The sequence below is a fragment of the Streptomyces winkii genome (genome assembly GCF_032248595.1).
GTDB classification, from domain to species: Bacteria; Actinomycetota; Actinomycetes; order Streptomycetales; family Streptomycetaceae; genus Streptomyces; species Streptomyces winkii.
This window is the reverse complement of record NZ_JASTTH010000003.1, coordinates 55,661-72,870: the sequence shown is the minus strand read 5'-3', so window position 1 is coordinate 72,870 and position 17,210 is coordinate 55,661. Positions and strand designations below refer to the sequence as shown.

Here is a 17,210-nt window from a genome sequence, read left to right as displayed (position 1 = left end):
GGGGCACCGCTCTGCGCTGCCAGAATCACGCCATGGTCGATAACGTCGCTGAACTCGCCGAGCGGACCGCACGCGGGGAGCGCTTCAAGTACCTCTACTTCTGGGGCCATCGGCCGCGGCGGGACGGCGGCGTGGGCAAGGGCTGCCTGAGCCAGTGGTGGCACGCGCCGTTCGAGGTGGAGGGCGTCGAGTACGCCACCGCGGAGCACTGGATGATGGCCCGCAAGGCACGGCTGTTCGGTGACGCGGAGGCGGAGCAGCGCGCCGTCGCCGCGCAGCATCCCAGGCAGGCGAAGGCGGCGGGCCGCGCGGTGCGGGGCTTCGATCAGAGCGTGTGGGAGCAGGAGCGCTTCGGCATCGTGGTCGAGGGCAGCCTGCGCAAGTTCGGGCAGCACGGAGAGCTGCGCGAGTTCCTGCTCGGCACCAACAGCCGCGTGCTCGTGGAGGCCAGCCCGCTGGACCGGGTGTGGGGCGTCGGCCTCGCGGCGGACGACGAGCGGGTGCGCGACCCGTCCCAGTGGCGCGGGCAGAACCTGCTGGGGTTCGCGCTGATGGAGACCCGCACGAGGCTGCTCACACGGACGGGCACGCCGAAGTAGCGGTCGAGCGGGGTCACTCGTACACCGCGCGCAGCGCGTCCTCGACCGCGGCGAGCGCCGCGCCCCGGTCCAGGCCGAGCCTGCGGACGCGCTGCGCGTAGGACTGCGCCGCCTCGGACGCCGCCTTCTCCGCCGCGTCGCCCGCCGCCGCCACGAAGGTGCCGTGCCGCCCCCTGGTCTCGATGACCCCGTCCGACTCCAGCGCCCGGTAGGCCTTCGCGACGGTGTTCGCGGCGAGCCCCAGCTCCCCGGCCAGCCCGCGAACGGTCGGCAGCTTGTAACCGGTGGGCAGCGAGCCGCCGCGCGCCTGCTCGGCGATCTGCGCGCGGAGCTGCTCGTACGGGGCGTCCGGCGCGTCCGGGTCGACGGTGATCTGCAACGGCACGTGGTCTCCCGTGTGTTCGCGGTTGCGCCGGCGTGCGGGCCGCACGCCGATACGCGGATGGGGTGCCGATTCTCTCCTGGGCGGCGGAGGACCGGCGGCGGCGCGACCGGCCGCCGCGCGGCGTACCGCCGCGCTTCACAAGGCCGATCGGTTTCCGGTGTCGACAGGCTGAGTGGCCGCCGCGCCCTTGCGTGCGTGCTTCTGCACCTGCTCCGCGGTGAGCGCGTAGCCCGTGTCGGCGTCGCTCGTCGAGCGGGCGAAGATCACCCCGAGGACCTTGCCGTCCTTCGTCAGCAGCGGACCGCCGGAGTTGCCGGGCCGGACGGTGGAACGTATGGCGTAGATGTCCCGGGTGCTGAGGTCGTCGCCGTAGATGTCCTGGCCGCGCGCCTGCACCCGCTGGGCGACGGCCGCCGCGCGCAGATCGAGGCTGCCGTTCTCGGGGTATCCGGCGACGACGCTCGGCGCTCCGCGGGGGGCGTTGCCGGCGAAGTCCAGGGCGGGGGCCTCCAGTCCGGGCACCGCGAGGACGGCCACGTCGGCCTTCGGATCGAAGAGCACGACCCTCGCCTCGTACCGGGGGCCGACACCGCCGACGCGCACGGTCGGCTCGTCCACGCCCGCGACGACGTGCGCGTTGGTCATCACATGCTGGCGCGTGTAGACGAATCCGCTGCCTTCCTGGCCGCGCTCGCTCCCGTCCACGTCCGCCACTCCCTCGACCTTCACGGTGCTGCGCTTGGCCGCCTCGGTCGCGGCCGGGGTGACGGAGTCGCCGGAGGGCTTGGCGACGGACGTGCCGGGCTCGTGCTCGAAGGGGTTGAAGACCGGGGGGAATCCGGCCGTCGTGAGCGCTCCCGTTGCGTCGTTGAACCAGGTGGCCGCCTGGTCGGGCATGCGGTCCTGGACGGTGCCGAGCACCGCGGAGCTGCGGATCGTCTGGTTCAGCGCGGGCGACGGCGAGACGGACAGGGCACTCGCGGCGACCCAGCCGACGACGAGCACCGCCACCGCGTTGACGGCTACTCCCCCGACGCCGTCCGCCCAGCGCACCGGCGTCCAGCTCAGAGCGTCACGCAGCCGCCATCCCAGGGGCGCGGCCACGGCCTGTCCCAGCGCGGCCGGTACGAGCACGGTCAGCAGCGCCACGACGGTGGCCTCCGTGGTGCCGGGCGGCACCTTGTCCAGTACGTACGGCAGGGCCCACACGCCGACGACGGCACCGCCGACGAAGCCGGCGAGGGAGACGAATCCCGCGACGAGGCCGCGCTGATAGCCGGAAACGGAGAAGACCAGCACTGCGAGCAGCAACAGCACATCCAGCAGGTTCACCGCACACCCCTTCTCGCCCCACTCGGGATACTCATCGTGCTCACGTTGCGGCCCTGTCCTCCGATTGTGCCTCGACCGTCCCGGGCATCTGCCCTCGGTCGCAGAACACACGCGAATCGGAGCACGGTTGGTTCCGTAACACACACGAAACGCCGCCGACTTACCCGCCGTCTCCATATTCACGCGGCTCAGCGGCGAGGGACCGTCCGCCCGCCGCGGTCACTCCTCGTCCCGGTCCGGGCCTCTGTCCGACGGGCTCCGGTCCTCCGGGTCCAGGCGGTGTGCCACCCGTCCCAGCCCGTCCGCGAGAAGCTCCAGCTCGGCGGTGCCGAGAACGTCTATCAGCGCCTCGCGCACGGCGGCGACGTGGCCCGGCGCGGCCTCCCGCAGGACGCGCCCGCCTTCGGCCGTGAGCCTGGCCCAGACACCGCGCACGTCGCTCTCGCAGGAGCGGCGGCTGACGAGGCCGCGCTTCTCCAGCCGGCCGATCTGGTACGTCAGCCCGCTCTTGGAGGTGACCAGGCTCCTGGCCAGCTCCGTCATGCGGATCTCGCCGCCCGCCGCTTCGGAGAGGCGGACGAGGATCTCGTACTGCGGGTGGGACAGGCCGCTCTCCTCCCGCAGTTGCTGTTCGAGACGCCGGCCGACGAGGTTGCTCGCCCGCAGGAAGCCCTGCCAGGCCGCCATCTCGCGCTCGTCCAGCCACCGGGGGTCGGTCATGGCTCAATCCTACGCAGTTGTTCGAATTCGAATCATCGGGTAGCTTCGAGGGCAGTGCTTCGAATTTGAACAACGTCGGGAATACCGACAGCGCCACCGGCAGGCGTGCGGGGGCGCCGCTCGCGAGCGCGATCCCGGAGAGGCAGAAGCGATCATGACCAGCGGCACCACCACGGACACCGCCGGCACCACCGCGGACCCGGCGGCGGCATCGGCCCGCATGCCCGTGCTCTATCTCGGCCACGGCGCGCCGCCACTGGCCGACGACGAGCTGTGGACGTCCCAACTGGCGGGCTGGAGCGCCCGGTTGCCGCGGCCGAGGGCGATCCTGATGGTCTCGGCGCACTGGGAGTCGGCCCCGGTGACCCTCTCGGCGACGCGCACGGTGCCGCTGGTCTACGACTTCTGGGGCTTCCCCGAGCGCTACTACCAGGTGCGCTATCCGGCGCCGGGCGCACCCGAACTCGCCGAGCGCGTACGGAAACTGCTGTCGGGGCCCGGAGAGCAGGTGCACGACGCACCCGAGCGCGGCCTCGACCACGGGGCGTACGTGCCGCTCGTCGAGATGTATCCGGACGCCGGCGTCCCGGTGCTCCAGATGTCCATGCCCACCCTCGAACCGGAGGAGCTGCTGCGCCTCGGACGCAGGCTCGCCCCGCTGCGCGACGAGGGATACCTCATCATCGGCAGCGGCTTCTTCACGCACAACCTGAGCGGGCTGCGGTGGGGCGCCGGAGTGGACGAAGCCCCCGCCTGGTCACGGGAGTTCGACCACTGGGGCCGGGAGGCGCTGGAGAGCGGCGACGTCGACGCGCTGCTCGACTTCGCGCACAAGTCGCCTTCGGGACGCCTCGCCCACCCGCGCAGCGAGCACTTCGCCCCGCTGTTCGTGACACTCGGCGCGGGCGAGGCCGAACTGGCGCGACAGCGCACGGTCATCGACGGCTTCTGGGCCGGGCTGGCCAAGCGGTCGATCCAGATCGGCGGCGACGCCGAGGCCCCGGGGGCTGCGGCCGTACGGTGAACCTCCGGGCGCCGGGCGGCTGTCGACGCCCGGCACTCGGCCACCCGATCACCCACGACCCGCAGCGGAATCAGCGCGGCGCCGCCCAGCTGTGAGCGACGTCGACGACGAGGCGGTCGCCCAGTTCGACGACACGGAAGGGCAGGCGGGCTCTGACGCCGAGGCCCAGCTGCGTCGTCCCCTCGTAACTGGCGCCGAAGCGGGCGTCGCGGAAGGTCTTGTAGCCCGCGAGGTTCACGCCCGGCAACGGCTTCCCGCCCCGGCCCGGGTACGTGGCCTCGTAGGTCTCCGGGTCGTAGCTGGGCGCGGACGCGACGATCTCCAGGACGGCGCCGCCGCCGACCTCGATGTGTCTGCCCGAACCGTCCTGGTACAGCTTGTCGACGTAGCGGACCCGGTAGCCCGGGGAGCCCGCGGACGCACCGGGGCGGATGTCGAGGACCATGCGGTCGTAGCACTCGTGGCGGCCCGTACGTACGCCGGTGAGCGGGCGGTCGCCCGGGCCCTCCCCGGTCTTCGGCAGGCTCCCCCAGGTGAGGCCGCAGCTCGCGGCGGCAGCGGTGTGCGACGCGGCGGGCGCGGCCTCGGCCCCGGCGGCGGTGCCCGCCGACACGGTGGCAAGGAGCCCCGCGCTGGTGAGCAATGCGGTGACGAGCAGCCTGGTGTGTCTCATCGGAGGCTCCTTCGGGGTGCGTTCGCTCTGGCAAGAGGCTAGACGTACGAAACCAGGCCAGAGTTGTACGGGCAGGGGCGTAAGGGAATCGAATGTGTAAAGCGGATGCACGGCACACATCGATGCGCCCCGGACTCCGCGCCTGAGGCCCCGCTTACCCCCGCCTTAACGCCACCATAAGGATGGGCAGTTGGGCTCTTCGGGCATCGAACGGGCAGTTGAGCGGGGCTAGCGTGCTGCCTGCACACCGTCACGGCCCGGCACGCCCGGCACCACCGGGGCGCGCAGGGCACGAGGCGGCTCGTACGCCCCCCACCATCAGGAGCCCCAAGATGTCCGCTCGTCGCACGGTCGCACGCATAGCCGCTCTCGGAACCGTGCCGCTCGCACTGTCCATGGCAGTCGCGGCCCCCGCCGCAGCACACGGATCGATGACGGATCCGGTCAGCCGAGTCTCCGGCTGCTTCGCGGAGGGACCGGAGAACCCGCAGTCGGCCGCGTGCAAGGCGGCCGTGAAGGCAGGCGGCACCCAGGCGCTCTACGACTGGAACGAGGTCAACATCCCGGACGCCGCCGGCAAGCACAAGGAGATCATCCCGGACGGGAAGCTGTGCAGCGCGGGCCGCGCCAAGTACAAGGGCCTGGACCTGGCGCGCAAGGACTGGCCGGCCTCGAAGATGACGGCCGGGGAGCACGCCTTCTCCTACAAGACGACGGCCCCGCACAAGGGCAGCTTCGAGCTCTACATCACCAAGGCCGGCTACGACCCGTCCAAGCCGCTGAAGTGGTCGGATCTGGAGTCCAAGCCGTTCGCCAAGGTCAAGGACCCCGAACTGCGCGGCGGAGCCTACGAGTTCAAGGGCGACGTGCCCAAGCGGAGCGGCCGCCACCTGATCTACAGCATCTGGCAGCGCTCCGACAGCCCCGAGGCCTTCTACACCTGCTCCGACGTCACCTTCGGGGGCAAGAACGCCGCCGCCGGATCCGTGGAGACCAAGTCCGCCGCGGGCCCGCAGGCCCCGAGCGACTCGCAGATCTCCGCCGGAGCCCCCAAGTCGACGGTGGAGCACGGCGGTCGCGGCCACGCCTCGACCGGCGAACACGCCGCGCACGGCGAGCACAGCACCAAGGGCGGCCACTCGTCCCACAACACCCCGAGGACGGAGAGCGCCGCCGAGAAGGGCGGCCGCCTCGCCACGACCGGCGGCGACGACACGACGACGGACTTCGCCCTCGCCGGCGCAGGAGTCCTCGTCGTCGGAGCCGCGCTGGTGTGCCTCAGCGCACGCCGCCGTGACCTCGGCCGTCGCACCGGCGACTGACACATGCTCGTACGATGCCGTTACGAGCAGGACGAGGACGCAACCTGCGTGGCCTGTGAAGAGGGTGAGGCGGGGTGGCACATCCAGAGCCGCCGTCGGCGACGCGGGAAGTCACTTCGGAGGCCGAGCTGCGACAACTGCTGGGCGAGCCCGCGCCGTACGCCGCGCGGAAGGTCCGGAGCACGCTGCACGCGCTGGACCGGGAGTGGCTTGCACACTCGCCGCTGTGTCTGATCGCCACGTCGGGCCGTGACGGTTCATGCGACGTGTCGCCGAAAGGCGATCCGCCAGGCTTCGTCAAGGTGCTCGACGAGCGTACGGTCGCCATTCCCGACCGGCCGGGCAACAAGCGGGCGGACGGGTTCCGCAACATTCTCCAGAACCCGCACGTCGGCCTCATCCACCTGTTGCCCGGCCGTGGCGACACGCTGCGGATCAACGGCAGGGCGCGGATCGTGCGGGAGGCACCGTTCCTCGACGGGATGACGGTCAAGCGGAACCGGCCGGTGCTGGCGCTGGTGGTCCAGATCGAGGAGATCTTCTTCCACTGCTCGAAGGCGTTCCTGCGCTCCGCCGCCTGGAGCCCCGCCACATGGGAGCCGGAGGCGCTGCCGGGGCGCGCGAAGCTGTCCAAGGCGCTGGAGCGGCAGGAGGATCCGCTGGAGGTGCTCGAAGAGCACTACGGACCGGCGTACGCGGAGAAGCTCTACCAGTAGGACGGCACGCAAGCGGGGCCCGCTCGTCGAACGGGCCCCGCCTGCGTGTCCTGCTCTGCCGTTTTTCTCCTGCTCTTCTCCTGCTCTCCTGTTACGAAACGCAGGTCGTCGGTTCGGCGTTGGCGGGGTCGAGGGCGTTGGCGGTCTCGTGGAACGCCAGCTTGTCGAAGAGGCCGATGGCCAGGTGCTCGGAGATGTCGGCCGGGCACAGATCCTGGAGCACGACGTTCTTGACGTCCGGCCCCTCCAGGAACTGCGACTTGTAGGGCGTCACGACCTCGTCGTGCTTCGTCGCGATCACGGTGTACTTCACGCCGGGCAGGGTGTCGCCACCCTCGTTGAGGCGGTTGATGAAGTCCGAGCCCACCTTCTGCTGCAGCAGCGACGGCGCGAGCCCGTCGATGGCGTCCCCGAGTCCGGGGATCTCGTCGACGAGCTTGGTGAGCCCGTTCAGGTCGGTGCCGTGGTTGCTCGGTGCGATGCCGACGAGGGCGTTCACCTTGTCCGCTCCGCCGAGGAACTTCATGTAGTAGCGGGGCATCATGCCGCCCTGCGAGTGGCCGACGATGTCGACCTTGCCGCCGCCGGTCGCCTCGAGGACCTTGTTCACGAAGGCGTCGAGCTGCTCGGCGGAGTCCTCTATCGGGCCGAGGCCGTGGAGCAGCGGAATGCCGTTGTACTGGCCGTAGTCGAGGGAGAAGACGCAGTATCCGCGCTTCTTCAGGTAGGGCGCCAGGCCGAGCCAGTTGTCCACCGCGTTGCCGCCGGTGCCGTGCACGAGCACGACGGGGCGGGGGTGTTCGTCGGAGGGCTTGCAGTTGTAGTCGTTCCAGCCGCCCTCTGAGGAGGCGGCGGCTGAGGACTTGTCGGTCAGTTCGGCCTGCCCGGCCTGCTTGCTCTGCCCGGCCGCGTCGGCGTCCGGGGACGAGGCGGCCGGTTCCGAGGTGGCGGTCTCGGATGCGGAGGCGCCGGAGGCCGTGAGGGGGAGCGCCGTCATGACGATCGCGGCCGCGGCGGCGACCGCCGGGGTGCGGGGGTGCTTCCAGGACAGTTTCACTGCCGTCTCCTCGTGGGGGTGAGGGGGACGTTTGCCTGTGGCGCCTCTTCGGGGTGGTGCGTGGGGGTTGTACGGGGCCTGTGTGGGGGGTGGCTGTGGAGGGTCGTACGTGGGGGGTGATGGTGAGGCAGGCCACATTTGTCGAAGTCACGTCAATTAACGCAGCGGTAACTTGGGAGGGCCATAAGCGTGCCTGTGAAGATTCGGTGACCGTCCTGCCGCCGTGTAAGCTGCCGCGGCGGCACGACGTCATGAGCGGGAGGAAGTCCGGTGGTTCAGAAGATCACCACCCGCAACGCCCGCTTCCAGCAGTGGCAGTCGCTGCTGGCCAACCGCAACAAGCGGCAGCGCGCACGGGAGTTCCTCGTGCAGGGAGTCCGTCCCATCAGCGTCGCCGTCGAACGCGGCTGGCCCGTACGGGTGTTGATCCACTCCACGCGGCAGCCTCTCTCGCGCTGGGCGCAGGACCTGCTGCGCGACGTCCGCGCGGAACGGGTCGCGATGGCCCCCGAACTCCTCGCCGAACTGGGCGGGAAGGACGAGACCGCGCCCGAGGTCGTGGCCGTGCTCGAAATGCCCGAGGACGATCTGTCCCGCATCCGCGTCGGCGCGGACGGCGCCTTCCTCGGCGTGCTCTTCGACCGTCCGTCCGGCCCCGGGAACATCGGCACGGTCATCCGCTCCGCGGATGCCTTCGGTGCCGGCGGCCTGATCGTGACCGGGCACGCCGCCGACGTCTACGACCCCAAGTCGGTGCGGGCCAGCACCGGTTCGCTCTTCGCGCTGCCCGCGGTGCGCGTGCCCTCACACCGCGAGGTCGTCGCGTGGCTGGAGCACCACCGGGCGCTCGGGCAGCGGATCGCTCTCGTCGGTACGGACGAGGACGGCGAGGCGGACCTCTTCGACTCCGACCTGACCGGGCCCGTACTGCTGCTCGTCGGGAACGAGACCTCGGGGCTGAGCGCGGCCTGGCGCGAGCTGTGCGATCACACGGTGCGCATCCCGATGGCGGGGACGGCGAGTTCGCTCAACGCGGCCGGTGCCGCGACCGCCGTGCTGTACGAGGTCTCGCGGCAGCGCATCGCCGCCGCGCGCGCCACGTACTGACCCCGCGGCGGAGCTCCGGGCTTCACGCCGCGTGGAACAGCCCCGCCGGGTGTGCCGCGCCCGCACCGAACCGCAGCCGCGCACGGTCCGCCGCCGCCTCGGCACGCCTGGCCTTCTCCTCGCGTGGGTCCAAGGAGAGCTGCCGGGCGGCCAGTTCGGCCGGCATCAGCTCCTCCGCACGCAGCGCGACCGCCCGCACGCGGGCCCGCTGCAGCCCGAGCCCGTCGTGCAGGGCGTAGGCGGCTGCGGTCAACGCCGGTGTGTGCGCGGAGGGTCCCGCGAGCGTACGGGTGCGCGTGGTGACGGCACGGTCGGCGTAGCGGACGATGAGCGTCAGCGCGCGAGCCGCCTGCCCGCCGGTGCGCATGCGGAAGCCCAGCTCGTCGGCGAGGGTGAGCAGCGCGCGGCGGCGCTCGGCCGGGTCGATCTCGTCCCGGCCGAAACGGAATTCGGACTTCTCCGAACGGGCCGGTTCGCCGGGGACCACCGGCGTCGGGTCGATGCCGCGGGCCCGCTCGTGGAGGAGGCGCCCGGCCTTCGCACCGAGGATGCGCTGCAAGGTGGCGGGGGCGGTGCCGGCGACGCGGCCCACGGTGTCCAGGCCGTACGAGCACAAGGTGCGCGCGGTCGCCGGTCCGACGCCGTGCAGCGCCCCGACGGGCTTGCGGGCGAGGAACCCGGCGCTCTCCCCCGGCCGCACGACCCGGACCGACCCCGCGGGCCCGGAGTGCGCGGCCATCCGCGCGAGCAGCGGGTTGACGGCGACGCCGACGGTGCAGTCGGTGCCGTACCGGGCCAGCGCGCGGAGGCGGATGAGCCGGGCCAGCCCGGGTGCGTCGCTCTCGAAGTAGCGCAGCGCGCCCCGTACGTCGGCGAGCGCGGCGTCGGGCGGCAGCGCCTGCACGACGGGGGTGAAGTCCGCGAGGAGGCCGAGAAGCACGGAGAACTCCGGGCGGTCCTCCTCCTCGTCCCCGGCCGCCCCTCCGGCCACGCCGTCGCCGAAGTGGACGTACAGCACACTGAGCCGTCCGCTGCGCCCGGACTCCCCGGACTCCCCGAGCTGTCCGGCCAGTTCGGACTGTTCGCGTTGCTCACCCTGCCCGCCCTGCCCGCCCTGCTCCCCGCGGCCGCTCATCCCGCGCTCCCCGGACTGGAGTGCCAGAGCTTGCGCAGGGCCTTCGGCGACCCCGGGGAATCGCCGGGCGGACGCAGGTCGGCCCAGGGGTGCATCTCGTACCCCTTCGCCACCTCGACGGTGCGTCCCCCGCCGCCCGCGCCCTGCCCGGACCCGGACCCCGGCTCGCCCTCCCGCCCGGAGCCGTCCTCCTGCCCGTCCGCGGGTACGGGCTCCGCGAGCCTGGCCGCCACCGCGTCCAGGCCGCCGGTGCGGCGCAGTTCGGCCAGTTCGGCCAGGTCCCATGCGGCCGACCCCACCACGCTGAGGCTGCGCGGGCCGCGCCGCTGCACCACTCCCCGCACCAGCAGCAGCCAGGAGTGGAAGACGGCGTGCGCGCAGGCGGCGTGCGAGTCGTCGAAGAAGGCGAGGTCGACCAGCCCGGTCCCGTCGTCGAGGGTGCTGAAGATGACGCGCCGCCCGGAACGGATCGGCGGGGTCTGGGTCGCCGCCTTGGCCCCCGCGACCAGGACCGTCTCGCCGTGCCGGACGTCGCGCAGCGCGCGTGCGGAGGACACGCCCAACTCCCGCAGGAAGGCGGTGTGATCGTCCATGAGGTGCCGCGACGTGTCCATGCCGAGGATCCCGAGCTCCGCCCCCAGCCGCTCGGTGGCGTCGAGGTCGGGAAGCCCGGCCGGTTCGGGTGCGGCGGTGCCCTTCGCCAGATGGTCCAGCGCCAGCTGCCCCTCGCGCCCGCCGGAGTCGCCGCGCTGCCGGCGGTGGAGTTCGGCGATCTGCAACAGCAGGTCGCGGCGGTTGCCGCCGGGTGCGAAGGCGTCCAGCGCCCCTACTTGAGCGAGCCTTTCGGCGACGGGCCGCGGCGGCCGTGCCCGCCGCCACAGATCGGACAGCGAGTCGTAGGGCTGTCCGTCGGCGATGCGCTCCGCGTCCGCCTCGCTGATGCCCTGCACGTCGCAGAGCGCGAGACGCAGCCCCCACAGGTGCCGTTCGGCACCCTCGGCTCCCTCAGCGCCCTCAACTCCCCTTGAATCAGACACCAGTTCGATTCGATAGGCGACTGAGGACCGGTTCACGTCCAGCGGAAGCACCGGCACCCCGCGTCTGCGCGCGTCCGCCAGCAGCAGCCGCTTCGGGTACATCCCCGGATCGTGCTCCAGCACCCCCGCGTAGAAGGCCGCCGGATAGTGGGTCTTGAGCCACGCCGACTGGTACGTCGGTACGGCGAAGGCGACGGCGTGCGCCTTGCAGAAGCCGTACGAGCCGAACGCCTCCACGATCTGCCAGGTGCGTTCGACCGCCTCGGCCGCGTACCCGCGACGGGACGCCTCCTGCACGAACCATGCCCGCACCCTCCCCTGCCGCTCGTCGTCCGAGAGCGCGCGCCGCGCCTCGTCGGCCATGGCGCGGCCGCATCCCGTCATGACGGACAGGATCTCGATGATCTGCTCATGGAAGACCACGACGCCGAACGTCTCGCGCAGCGCCGGTTCCAGGTCCGGGTGCGGATACACGGCTGGCCGCCGCCCGTGCCGCGCCTCGATGAACGGCCGCACCATGTCGGCGACGACCGGCCCGGGCCGGAACAGCGAGATGTCGACGACGAGATGGTGGAAGCTCTCCGGCTGCAGCCGCCCCACCAGGTCGCGCTGGCCCGGAGATTCGATCTGGAAGCAGCCGAGCGTCTCGGCGGAGCGGATCAGCGCGTACGTCTGCGGATCGTCCTCGGGCACCTCGTCCAGCGCGAGGCGTCCGCCGCCCGTCCGCTCGATCTCGGCGACCGTGTGCGCCATCGCGGACTGCATCCGCACCCCCAGCACGTCCAGCTTCAGCAGCCCCATCTCCTCCACGTCGTCCTTGTCGAACTGCGACATCGCGATCGGGGCGCTCCCCGAGCCCGGCGGGCTGAGGGGGACCTCGCCGCTGGTGGGCACGACGGGCGTACGGGCGCGGAGCGAGGAGTCCGAGAGCAGCACCCCGCACGGGTGCATGGCGATGCCGCGGGGCAGCGCGTCCAGCGACTCGACCAGGTCCCAGAAGCGGGGCCCGTACCGCTCGGCGTCCACGCCGCGCAGCTCGGGGAGTTCTTCGAGGGCCGCACGCGCGTCACGCGCCCGTATGTGCGGGAACGACTTGGCGAGCTTGTCGGTCTCGGCGGGATCCATGCTCAGCGCCGCACCGACGTCGCGGATCGCGTGCCGCACCCGGTAGGTCTCCGGCATGGCGACGGCGGCGACGCGCTCCTCGCCGAAGCGGTCGAAGACGGCGCGGTAGACCTCCAGCCGCCGCGCCGACTCCACGTCGATGTCGATGTCCGGCAGGGCCGCCCGGCGCGGCGAGAGGAACCGCTCCATGAGCAGGCCGTGTTCGACGGGGTCCGCCTGTGCGATGCCCAGCAGGTGGTTGACCAGCGACCCGGCGCCCGAGCCGCGCGCCGCGACCCGTACACCCATCGCCCGCGCGTCCGCGACGACCTGCGCGACGGTGAGGAAGTACGAGGAGAAACCGAGCCCTTCGATGATCCGCAGCTCGTGTTCGAGTCTCTCCCAGCGCTCCCGCCGCCCCTCGTACCGCCGTGCGACCATCCCGGCCGCGCACCGCGAACGCAGCACGCGCTCGGCGCTCCTGCCGCTGCCCGCGCCGACCAGCCACGGCTCGGGGAAGTGCACACGCCCGATGCCGATGTCCTCCTCCGGGTCGACGCGGCAGTTCGCGGCGGTCTCCTCGGTAAGGGCCAGCAGCCGCCTCGCGGTGTCGCTCCGGTAGCCCGCGGCCTGAGCGATGCGCTCCGCCGCCGACGCCATGGCCTCCGGGCCCTTGAGCCACCGCTCGCCCGCGTCCAGCCCCTTGCGGGGGTCGACGGGGACCAGGCGGCGCGCCGCGTCCAGTACGTCCACGACCGGGCCCTGGCCCGGGTCGGCGTAGCGCACCCCGTTGGCCAGTACGGGCTTGATCCCCTGCTCCGCCGCGAGTCCCAGCATCCGCGCGGACTCCCGCAGCGGCACGTGCCCGGCGACCTCCAGGCGCAGCGCGTCCGTACCGAAGATCTCCCGCCAGCCGTCCAGTTGCCGTGCCGCGCGGTCGGGTCGCCCGGCGGCGAGCGACCGGCCGACGCCGGAGTCGGGGCCGAGCAGCACCGTCAGCGCGCCCTCGTGCGTACCCGCGGCTCCCGGGCCCGCGGCGCCCTGGCCCGCGCCTCCCACCGCAGCCAGGTCCTCCCACTCCAGCCGGGGACGCTCGCCGCCTCCGGCGTGCGCCGCGGTGACCAGCCGGCACAGCCGCTCCCAGCCCGCGGCTCCCCGCCCGGCGAGGAAGACGACGCGCTGCGCCGACTCGTCGATGAAGGCGCCGCCCTTGACGGGGGTACGGCGGCGGCGAACCGCGCTCTTCCTCTCCGGCCGCTCCGCCACGGCCAGATCCACCCCGTAGACCGGGCGTACGCCCGCACCCGCGCTCGCCCGGGCGAAGCGGACGGCTCCGGCGAGGGTGTCCCGGTCGGTGAGCGCGACCGCGTCCATGCCGCGGTCGGCGGCGCGCCCGGCGAGCGTCTCGGGGTGCGACGCCCCGTATCTCAGCGAGAATCCGGAGGCCACGTGCAGGTGCACGAATCCCGGCATCGCACGCACCTCCCGCCGCATCCGCACCTCTGCCTGTCCTTGGATACTGCCCCACCATAGACCAGTCTGTCGAACTTGTGTTCGACAGTACGTGTGGTGTCTCTCCGCAGCTCACCGGCGGTACACGGCTTGCGGGGGCGGGGCTGCGGACGCCCCAGGGGACGCCCGGAAGGACCCGCGGACAGGCCCGGTAAAGGCCCGGAATCACCGGCCTCCCGGCGGGTTCGCGGGCCACTCGTACGGCACGCGTACGGCACACGTACGGCACCCCCGAGCGGTCGGCCCAGGGGTGCCGTACGGACCGGTTCAGGCCGCTTCGGCGGACAGGTCCTCAGGCGCGCTGCGGAGCCTCGTCCTTGAGCATCGAGCGGACCTGCTCACGCAGCTCCGGACTGTCCGTATGCCCGTGCACGGACTCGGCGTGCTCGCTCGCGGCCCGTACCACTTCCTCCTCCTCGCCGGAGATGGTCAAGGTGCAGTTCATCTCGCTGGGGAAATCCCGGCAGTCGGCTACCTTGCGCATGGCGCACCTCCTCGTGCCCGGTGGACCCGGATTCTCGTGCCCAGTGTGAGCCCGGACGGGGATGTGCGCAGGACGGAGCCGACCCGCGCCGCCTGCCGTCGAACGGGCTGAGCCGGTCCGGGCGTTGCGGGCGCCCGTGTGACCGATGTCAAAGAAGTGGCCGATCGTAGCCGGAGCAGGGCAGGGTAGAAGAGCCTGCGCCCGCCGGCGGGCCGGGCTCGGGGTCTCCCGCCGCAGACGCGCGAAGCTCCCCGTACGCCCGCCGCGGCCGGGGCACGGCCCACGCACAGCACACGTACAGGACACGCACAGAAGGAGCCCCATGAGGATCGGGATCGTCGGAGCCACCGGCCAGGTCGGCGGCGTGATGCGGGAGATTCTGGCCGAGCGGGGACTCCCCGTGGAGCAGCTGCGTCTGTTCGCCTCCGCCCGTTCCGCCGGGCGCACCCTCCCCTGGCAGGGCGGCGAGGTCACCGTCGAGGACGCGGCGGGCGCCGACTATTCGGGGCTGGACATCGTGCTCTTCTCCGCCGGGGGTTCGACGTCGAAGGCCATCGCGGAGAAGGTCGCCGCGCAGGGTCCGGTCGTCGTCGACAACTCCTCGGCCTGGCGGCTCGACCCCGAAGTGCCGCTCGTCGTCTCCGAGGTGAACCCGGACGCGGCGAGGAACCGTCCGAAGGGCATCATCGCCAACCCGAACTGCACCACCATGGTCGCCATGCCCGTGCTGCGTCCGCTGCACGACGAGGCCGGGCTGAGCGGGCTGGTAGCCGTCACCTATCAGGCGGTCTCCGGAAGCGGCCTGGCCGGCGTCGCCGAGCTGAACGAGCAGGCGAGCAAGGCCGTCGAGAGCGACGCGAGCCGGCTGACCTTCGACGGCGGCGCGGTGGACTTCCCCGAGCCGGACAAGTACGCGCGTCCGATCGCCTTCAACGTGCTGCCGATGGCCGGATCGATCGTCGACGACGGCCTGGACGAGACGGACGAGGAGCAGAAGCTCCGCAACGAGAGCCGGAAGATCCTCGGCATCCCCGGCCTGAAGGTGTCGGGCACCTGCGTGCGTGTGCCGGTCTTCACCGGTCACTCGCTCCAGATCAACGCGCGCTTCGAGCGGCCGCTCACCCCGGAGCGCGCGCGTGAACTGCTGGCGTCCGCCCCGGGCGTCGAGCTCTCGGACATTCCCACGCCGCTCCAGGCCGCGGGCAAGGACGTGAGCTACGTCGGCCGCATCCGCACCGACGAGACCGCCGGGAACGGCCTCGCGCTCTTCCTCGCGGGCGACAACCTCCGCAAGGGCGCGGCGCTGAACGCGGTGCAGATCGCGGAGCTGGTCGCCGCGGAGTGACCTTCCCGGCACCTTGACGTACGACGGAACCCCCGGGCTGTGCCCGGGGGTTCCGCATGTGTGACAGTGCCCGCTTCCCGGGCCCGCCGGGCGCTCAGCGCGTGGCCGCGCCGAACGCCCGCACGGGGTCAGGGAAGCTGCGCGCCCAGGGCCTCGAGGGCCGCGGGAACCGGCTGGAAGAAGGTCTCGCCGCCGGCGGAGCAGTCGCCGCTGCCGCCCGAGGTGAGGCCGATGGCCTTGTCCTCGGCGAAGAGCGAGCCGCCGCTGTCGCCGGGCTCGGCGCAGACGTCGGTCTGGATCAGGCCGTCGACAGTGCCCTCAGGGTAGGTGACGGAGGCGTCCACGGCCTTGACCGTGCCGTCGTGAACCTGAGTCGTGCTGCCGCTGCGGGTGACCTTCTGGCCGACCTCGGCCTCGGCCGCGGCGGTGATCTTCTGGGTGCTGCCGTTGTACAGGTCCACCTCGCTCGGGTGGTCGACCTCGGCGGTGTACGAGGCGATGCCGAAGTCGTTGCCCGGGAACTTGCCGTCGCCGCTCTTGGCGATCTCCGGGCCGCCCTCTTCCTCGGACCAGCTGGCGATGGCGGTGGTGCAGTGCCCCGCCGTGAGGAAGGCCGGCTTGCCGTCGAGGGTGACGTTGAAGCCGAGCGAGCAGCGTCCGCCGTCGCCGTTGATGGCGTCGCCACCGGCGATCTTGGTGGTGAACTTGCCCGCGCTGCGCTTCAGTTCGACCTTGCTGCCCTGCGCCGCGGCCTGCTTCTTCAGCTTGGCGAGCTTGGCGCCCTTGACCGTCTTGTCGGCCGTGATGACGACCTTGTTGGACTTCACGTCCACGGCACGGGAGGTGCCGATGACGTCGTCCTTGGTGAGGCTGTCCTTGACCGACTCCAGCTGGGCCATCGTGTGCTGGACGACCTTCGCCTCGGCGCCGGCTGCCTCGACCTTCTCCTTGGCGGCCTGGTCCGTGACGTTGACGACGAGCTTCTTGGCCTTCGCGTCGTAGTACGAACCCGCGTCACCCTTGAGGTCCGACGTGAGCTTCGAGGCGAGCTTCGAAGCCGACGCGGTGGACAGGGTCTTCAGGGTCGGCGCGCTGTCTTCCGCGGCGTTGGCCGTCGACAGGGTCAACGACCCGGCTACGAGCGCTGCGACACCCGCACCCGCGATGACCATCTGGCGCTTCGATATCTTCTTCAACTCTGAACCTCCAGTGGGGGGTTGAGACCGCCCTTGGCGTTTTTGGAGGGGACGGTCCCGGAGGAAGTACGGACACGGGCTCCCTTGCCCGAAGGAAGTCGCGTCCATGCCAACTCGTACCAATGAGTATTACGAGAAGCGCTGTTATCGCACAAGGCCGAATCGGCTCCGTCCTGCGAAACAGCGGACCGTTGCAGGTCGACCGTACACAGCACAACTCGACTCGTCGATCCCCTGTTTGAACACCACGGCCGACAAGGGAAGAAGATGCCCTCAACTGGGACAACAAGCGTACTTGTCCCGTTCTGTCCATCGATTCCCGTTTGACGTACGGGATTTCACCCCGCATTTCCGGACGGTCCGCCGGAGCGCTCCGAAGAATTGCGCGTGCGCCATTGCCAGGGGCCGCGCGGAATTTCCGGCCGGGTTCTCTCCGGGCGCTCAGTCGCACGCGCGGGCGAC

15 protein-coding genes are annotated in these 17,210 nt (G+C 71.7%); 6 read left to right on the top strand and 9 right to left on the bottom strand.

What is annotated here, in order from left to right:
- Window positions 1-32 precede the first annotated feature (32 nt).
- A complete protein-coding gene (locus QQM67_RS08735) occupies window positions 33-599 on the top strand; it encodes an NADAR family protein (RefSeq protein WP_314173092.1) in 567 nt (188 codons plus the stop codon).
- 13 nt (window positions 600-612) lie between these two features.
- Here the strand turns inward: QQM67_RS08735 and QQM67_RS08730 are convergent, their stop codons facing one another.
- The 3 genes from QQM67_RS08730 to QQM67_RS08720 form a co-directional block, all read right to left on the bottom strand.
- Window positions 613-984, bottom strand: coding sequence for a GntR family transcriptional regulator (locus QQM67_RS08730; RefSeq protein ID WP_314173091.1), 372 nt, complete (start codon window positions 982-984; stop codon window positions 613-615).
- Between the two features lie 135 nt (window positions 985-1,119).
- Window positions 1,120-2,316 carry a MarP family serine protease gene (locus QQM67_RS08725; RefSeq protein ID WP_314173090.1) on the bottom strand — a complete coding sequence of 399 codons (1,197 nt, stop codon included), beginning with the start codon at window positions 2,314-2,316 and terminating at the stop codon, window positions 1,120-1,122.
- Between the two features lie 219 nt (window positions 2,317-2,535).
- Window positions 2,536-3,036: a MarR family winged helix-turn-helix transcriptional regulator gene (locus tag QQM67_RS08720; RefSeq protein WP_314173089.1), complete on the bottom strand. Its 501-nt coding sequence runs from the start codon at window positions 3,034-3,036 to the stop codon at window positions 2,536-2,538.
- A 220-nt stretch (window positions 3,037-3,256) separates the two neighbouring features.
- On the opposite strand from QQM67_RS08720, the gene QQM67_RS08715 reads away from it, so the two are divergent.
- Window positions 3,257-4,060: a dioxygenase family protein gene (locus tag QQM67_RS08715; RefSeq protein WP_314173739.1), complete on the top strand. Its 804-nt coding sequence runs from the start codon at window positions 3,257-3,259 to the stop codon at window positions 4,058-4,060.
- A 70-nt stretch (window positions 4,061-4,130) separates the two neighbouring features.
- Here the strand turns inward: QQM67_RS08715 and QQM67_RS08710 are convergent, their stop codons facing one another.
- Window positions 4,131-4,733: an AMIN-like domain-containing (lipo)protein gene (locus QQM67_RS08710; protein WP_314173088.1), complete on the bottom strand. Its 603-nt coding sequence runs from the start codon at window positions 4,731-4,733 to the stop codon at window positions 4,131-4,133.
- Window positions 4,734-5,065: 332 nt separating this feature from the next.
- On the opposite strand from QQM67_RS08710, the gene QQM67_RS08705 reads away from it, so the two are divergent.
- Both QQM67_RS08705 and QQM67_RS08700 read left to right on the top strand, forming a co-directional pair.
- Window positions 5,066-6,055, top strand: coding sequence for a lytic polysaccharide monooxygenase auxiliary activity family 9 protein (locus QQM67_RS08705; protein WP_314173087.1), 990 nt, complete (start codon window positions 5,066-5,068; stop codon window positions 6,053-6,055).
- Window positions 6,056-6,129: 74 nt separating this feature from the next.
- Window positions 6,130-6,771, top strand: coding sequence for a pyridoxamine 5'-phosphate oxidase family protein (locus QQM67_RS08700; protein ID WP_314173086.1), 642 nt, complete (start codon window positions 6,130-6,132; stop codon window positions 6,769-6,771).
- A 91-nt stretch (window positions 6,772-6,862) separates the two neighbouring features.
- Here the strand turns inward: QQM67_RS08700 and QQM67_RS08695 are convergent, their stop codons facing one another.
- The gene (locus tag QQM67_RS08695; protein ID WP_399066338.1) at window positions 6,863-7,768 is read right to left on the bottom strand and encodes an alpha/beta fold hydrolase; all 906 of its coding nucleotides are present in this window, start codon (window positions 7,766-7,768) and stop codon (window positions 6,863-6,865) included.
- Window positions 7,769-8,098: 330 nt separating this feature from the next.
- On the opposite strand from QQM67_RS08695, the gene QQM67_RS08690 reads away from it, so the two are divergent.
- Window positions 8,099-8,935, top strand: a complete 837-nt coding sequence (locus QQM67_RS08690) for an RNA methyltransferase (protein WP_314173084.1) — start codon at window positions 8,099-8,101, stop codon at window positions 8,933-8,935.
- A gap of 22 nt (window positions 8,936-8,957) precedes the next feature.
- Here QQM67_RS08690 and QQM67_RS08685 read toward each other — a convergent pair whose 3' ends face one another.
- The 3 genes from QQM67_RS08685 to QQM67_RS08675 all read right to left on the bottom strand — a co-directional run bounded on the left by QQM67_RS08685 (window position 8,958) and on the right by QQM67_RS08675 (window position 14,207).
- On the bottom strand, window positions 8,958-10,070 hold the full coding sequence (locus QQM67_RS08685; RefSeq protein ID WP_314173083.1) for a DNA polymerase Y family protein: 1,113 nt from the start codon (window positions 10,068-10,070) through the stop codon (window positions 8,958-8,960).
- Entirely contained in the window at window positions 10,067-13,684 is a 3,618-nt protein-coding gene (locus tag QQM67_RS08680) for a DNA polymerase III subunit alpha (RefSeq protein ID WP_314173082.1), read from the bottom strand. The genes QQM67_RS08685 and QQM67_RS08680 overlap by 4 nt, the downstream gene beginning before the upstream one ends.
- A 331-nt stretch (window positions 13,685-14,015) precedes the next feature.
- The gene (locus QQM67_RS08675; protein ID WP_314173081.1) at window positions 14,016-14,207 is read right to left on the bottom strand and encodes a DUF1059 domain-containing protein; all 192 of its coding nucleotides are present in this window, start codon (window positions 14,205-14,207) and stop codon (window positions 14,016-14,018) included.
- 322 nt (window positions 14,208-14,529) lie between these two features.
- Between QQM67_RS08675 and QQM67_RS08670 the strand changes: the two genes are divergently transcribed.
- On the top strand, window positions 14,530-15,552 hold the full coding sequence (locus tag QQM67_RS08670; protein ID WP_314173080.1) for an aspartate-semialdehyde dehydrogenase: 1,023 nt from the start codon (window positions 14,530-14,532) through the stop codon (window positions 15,550-15,552).
- A gap of 128 nt (window positions 15,553-15,680) precedes the next feature.
- Here QQM67_RS08670 and QQM67_RS08665 read toward each other — a convergent pair whose 3' ends face one another.
- Window positions 15,681-16,724 carry a S1 family peptidase gene (locus tag QQM67_RS08665; protein ID WP_314173738.1) on the bottom strand — a complete coding sequence of 348 codons (1,044 nt, stop codon included), beginning with the start codon at window positions 16,722-16,724 and terminating at the stop codon, window positions 15,681-15,683.
- Window positions 16,725-17,210: the final 486 nt, after the last annotated feature.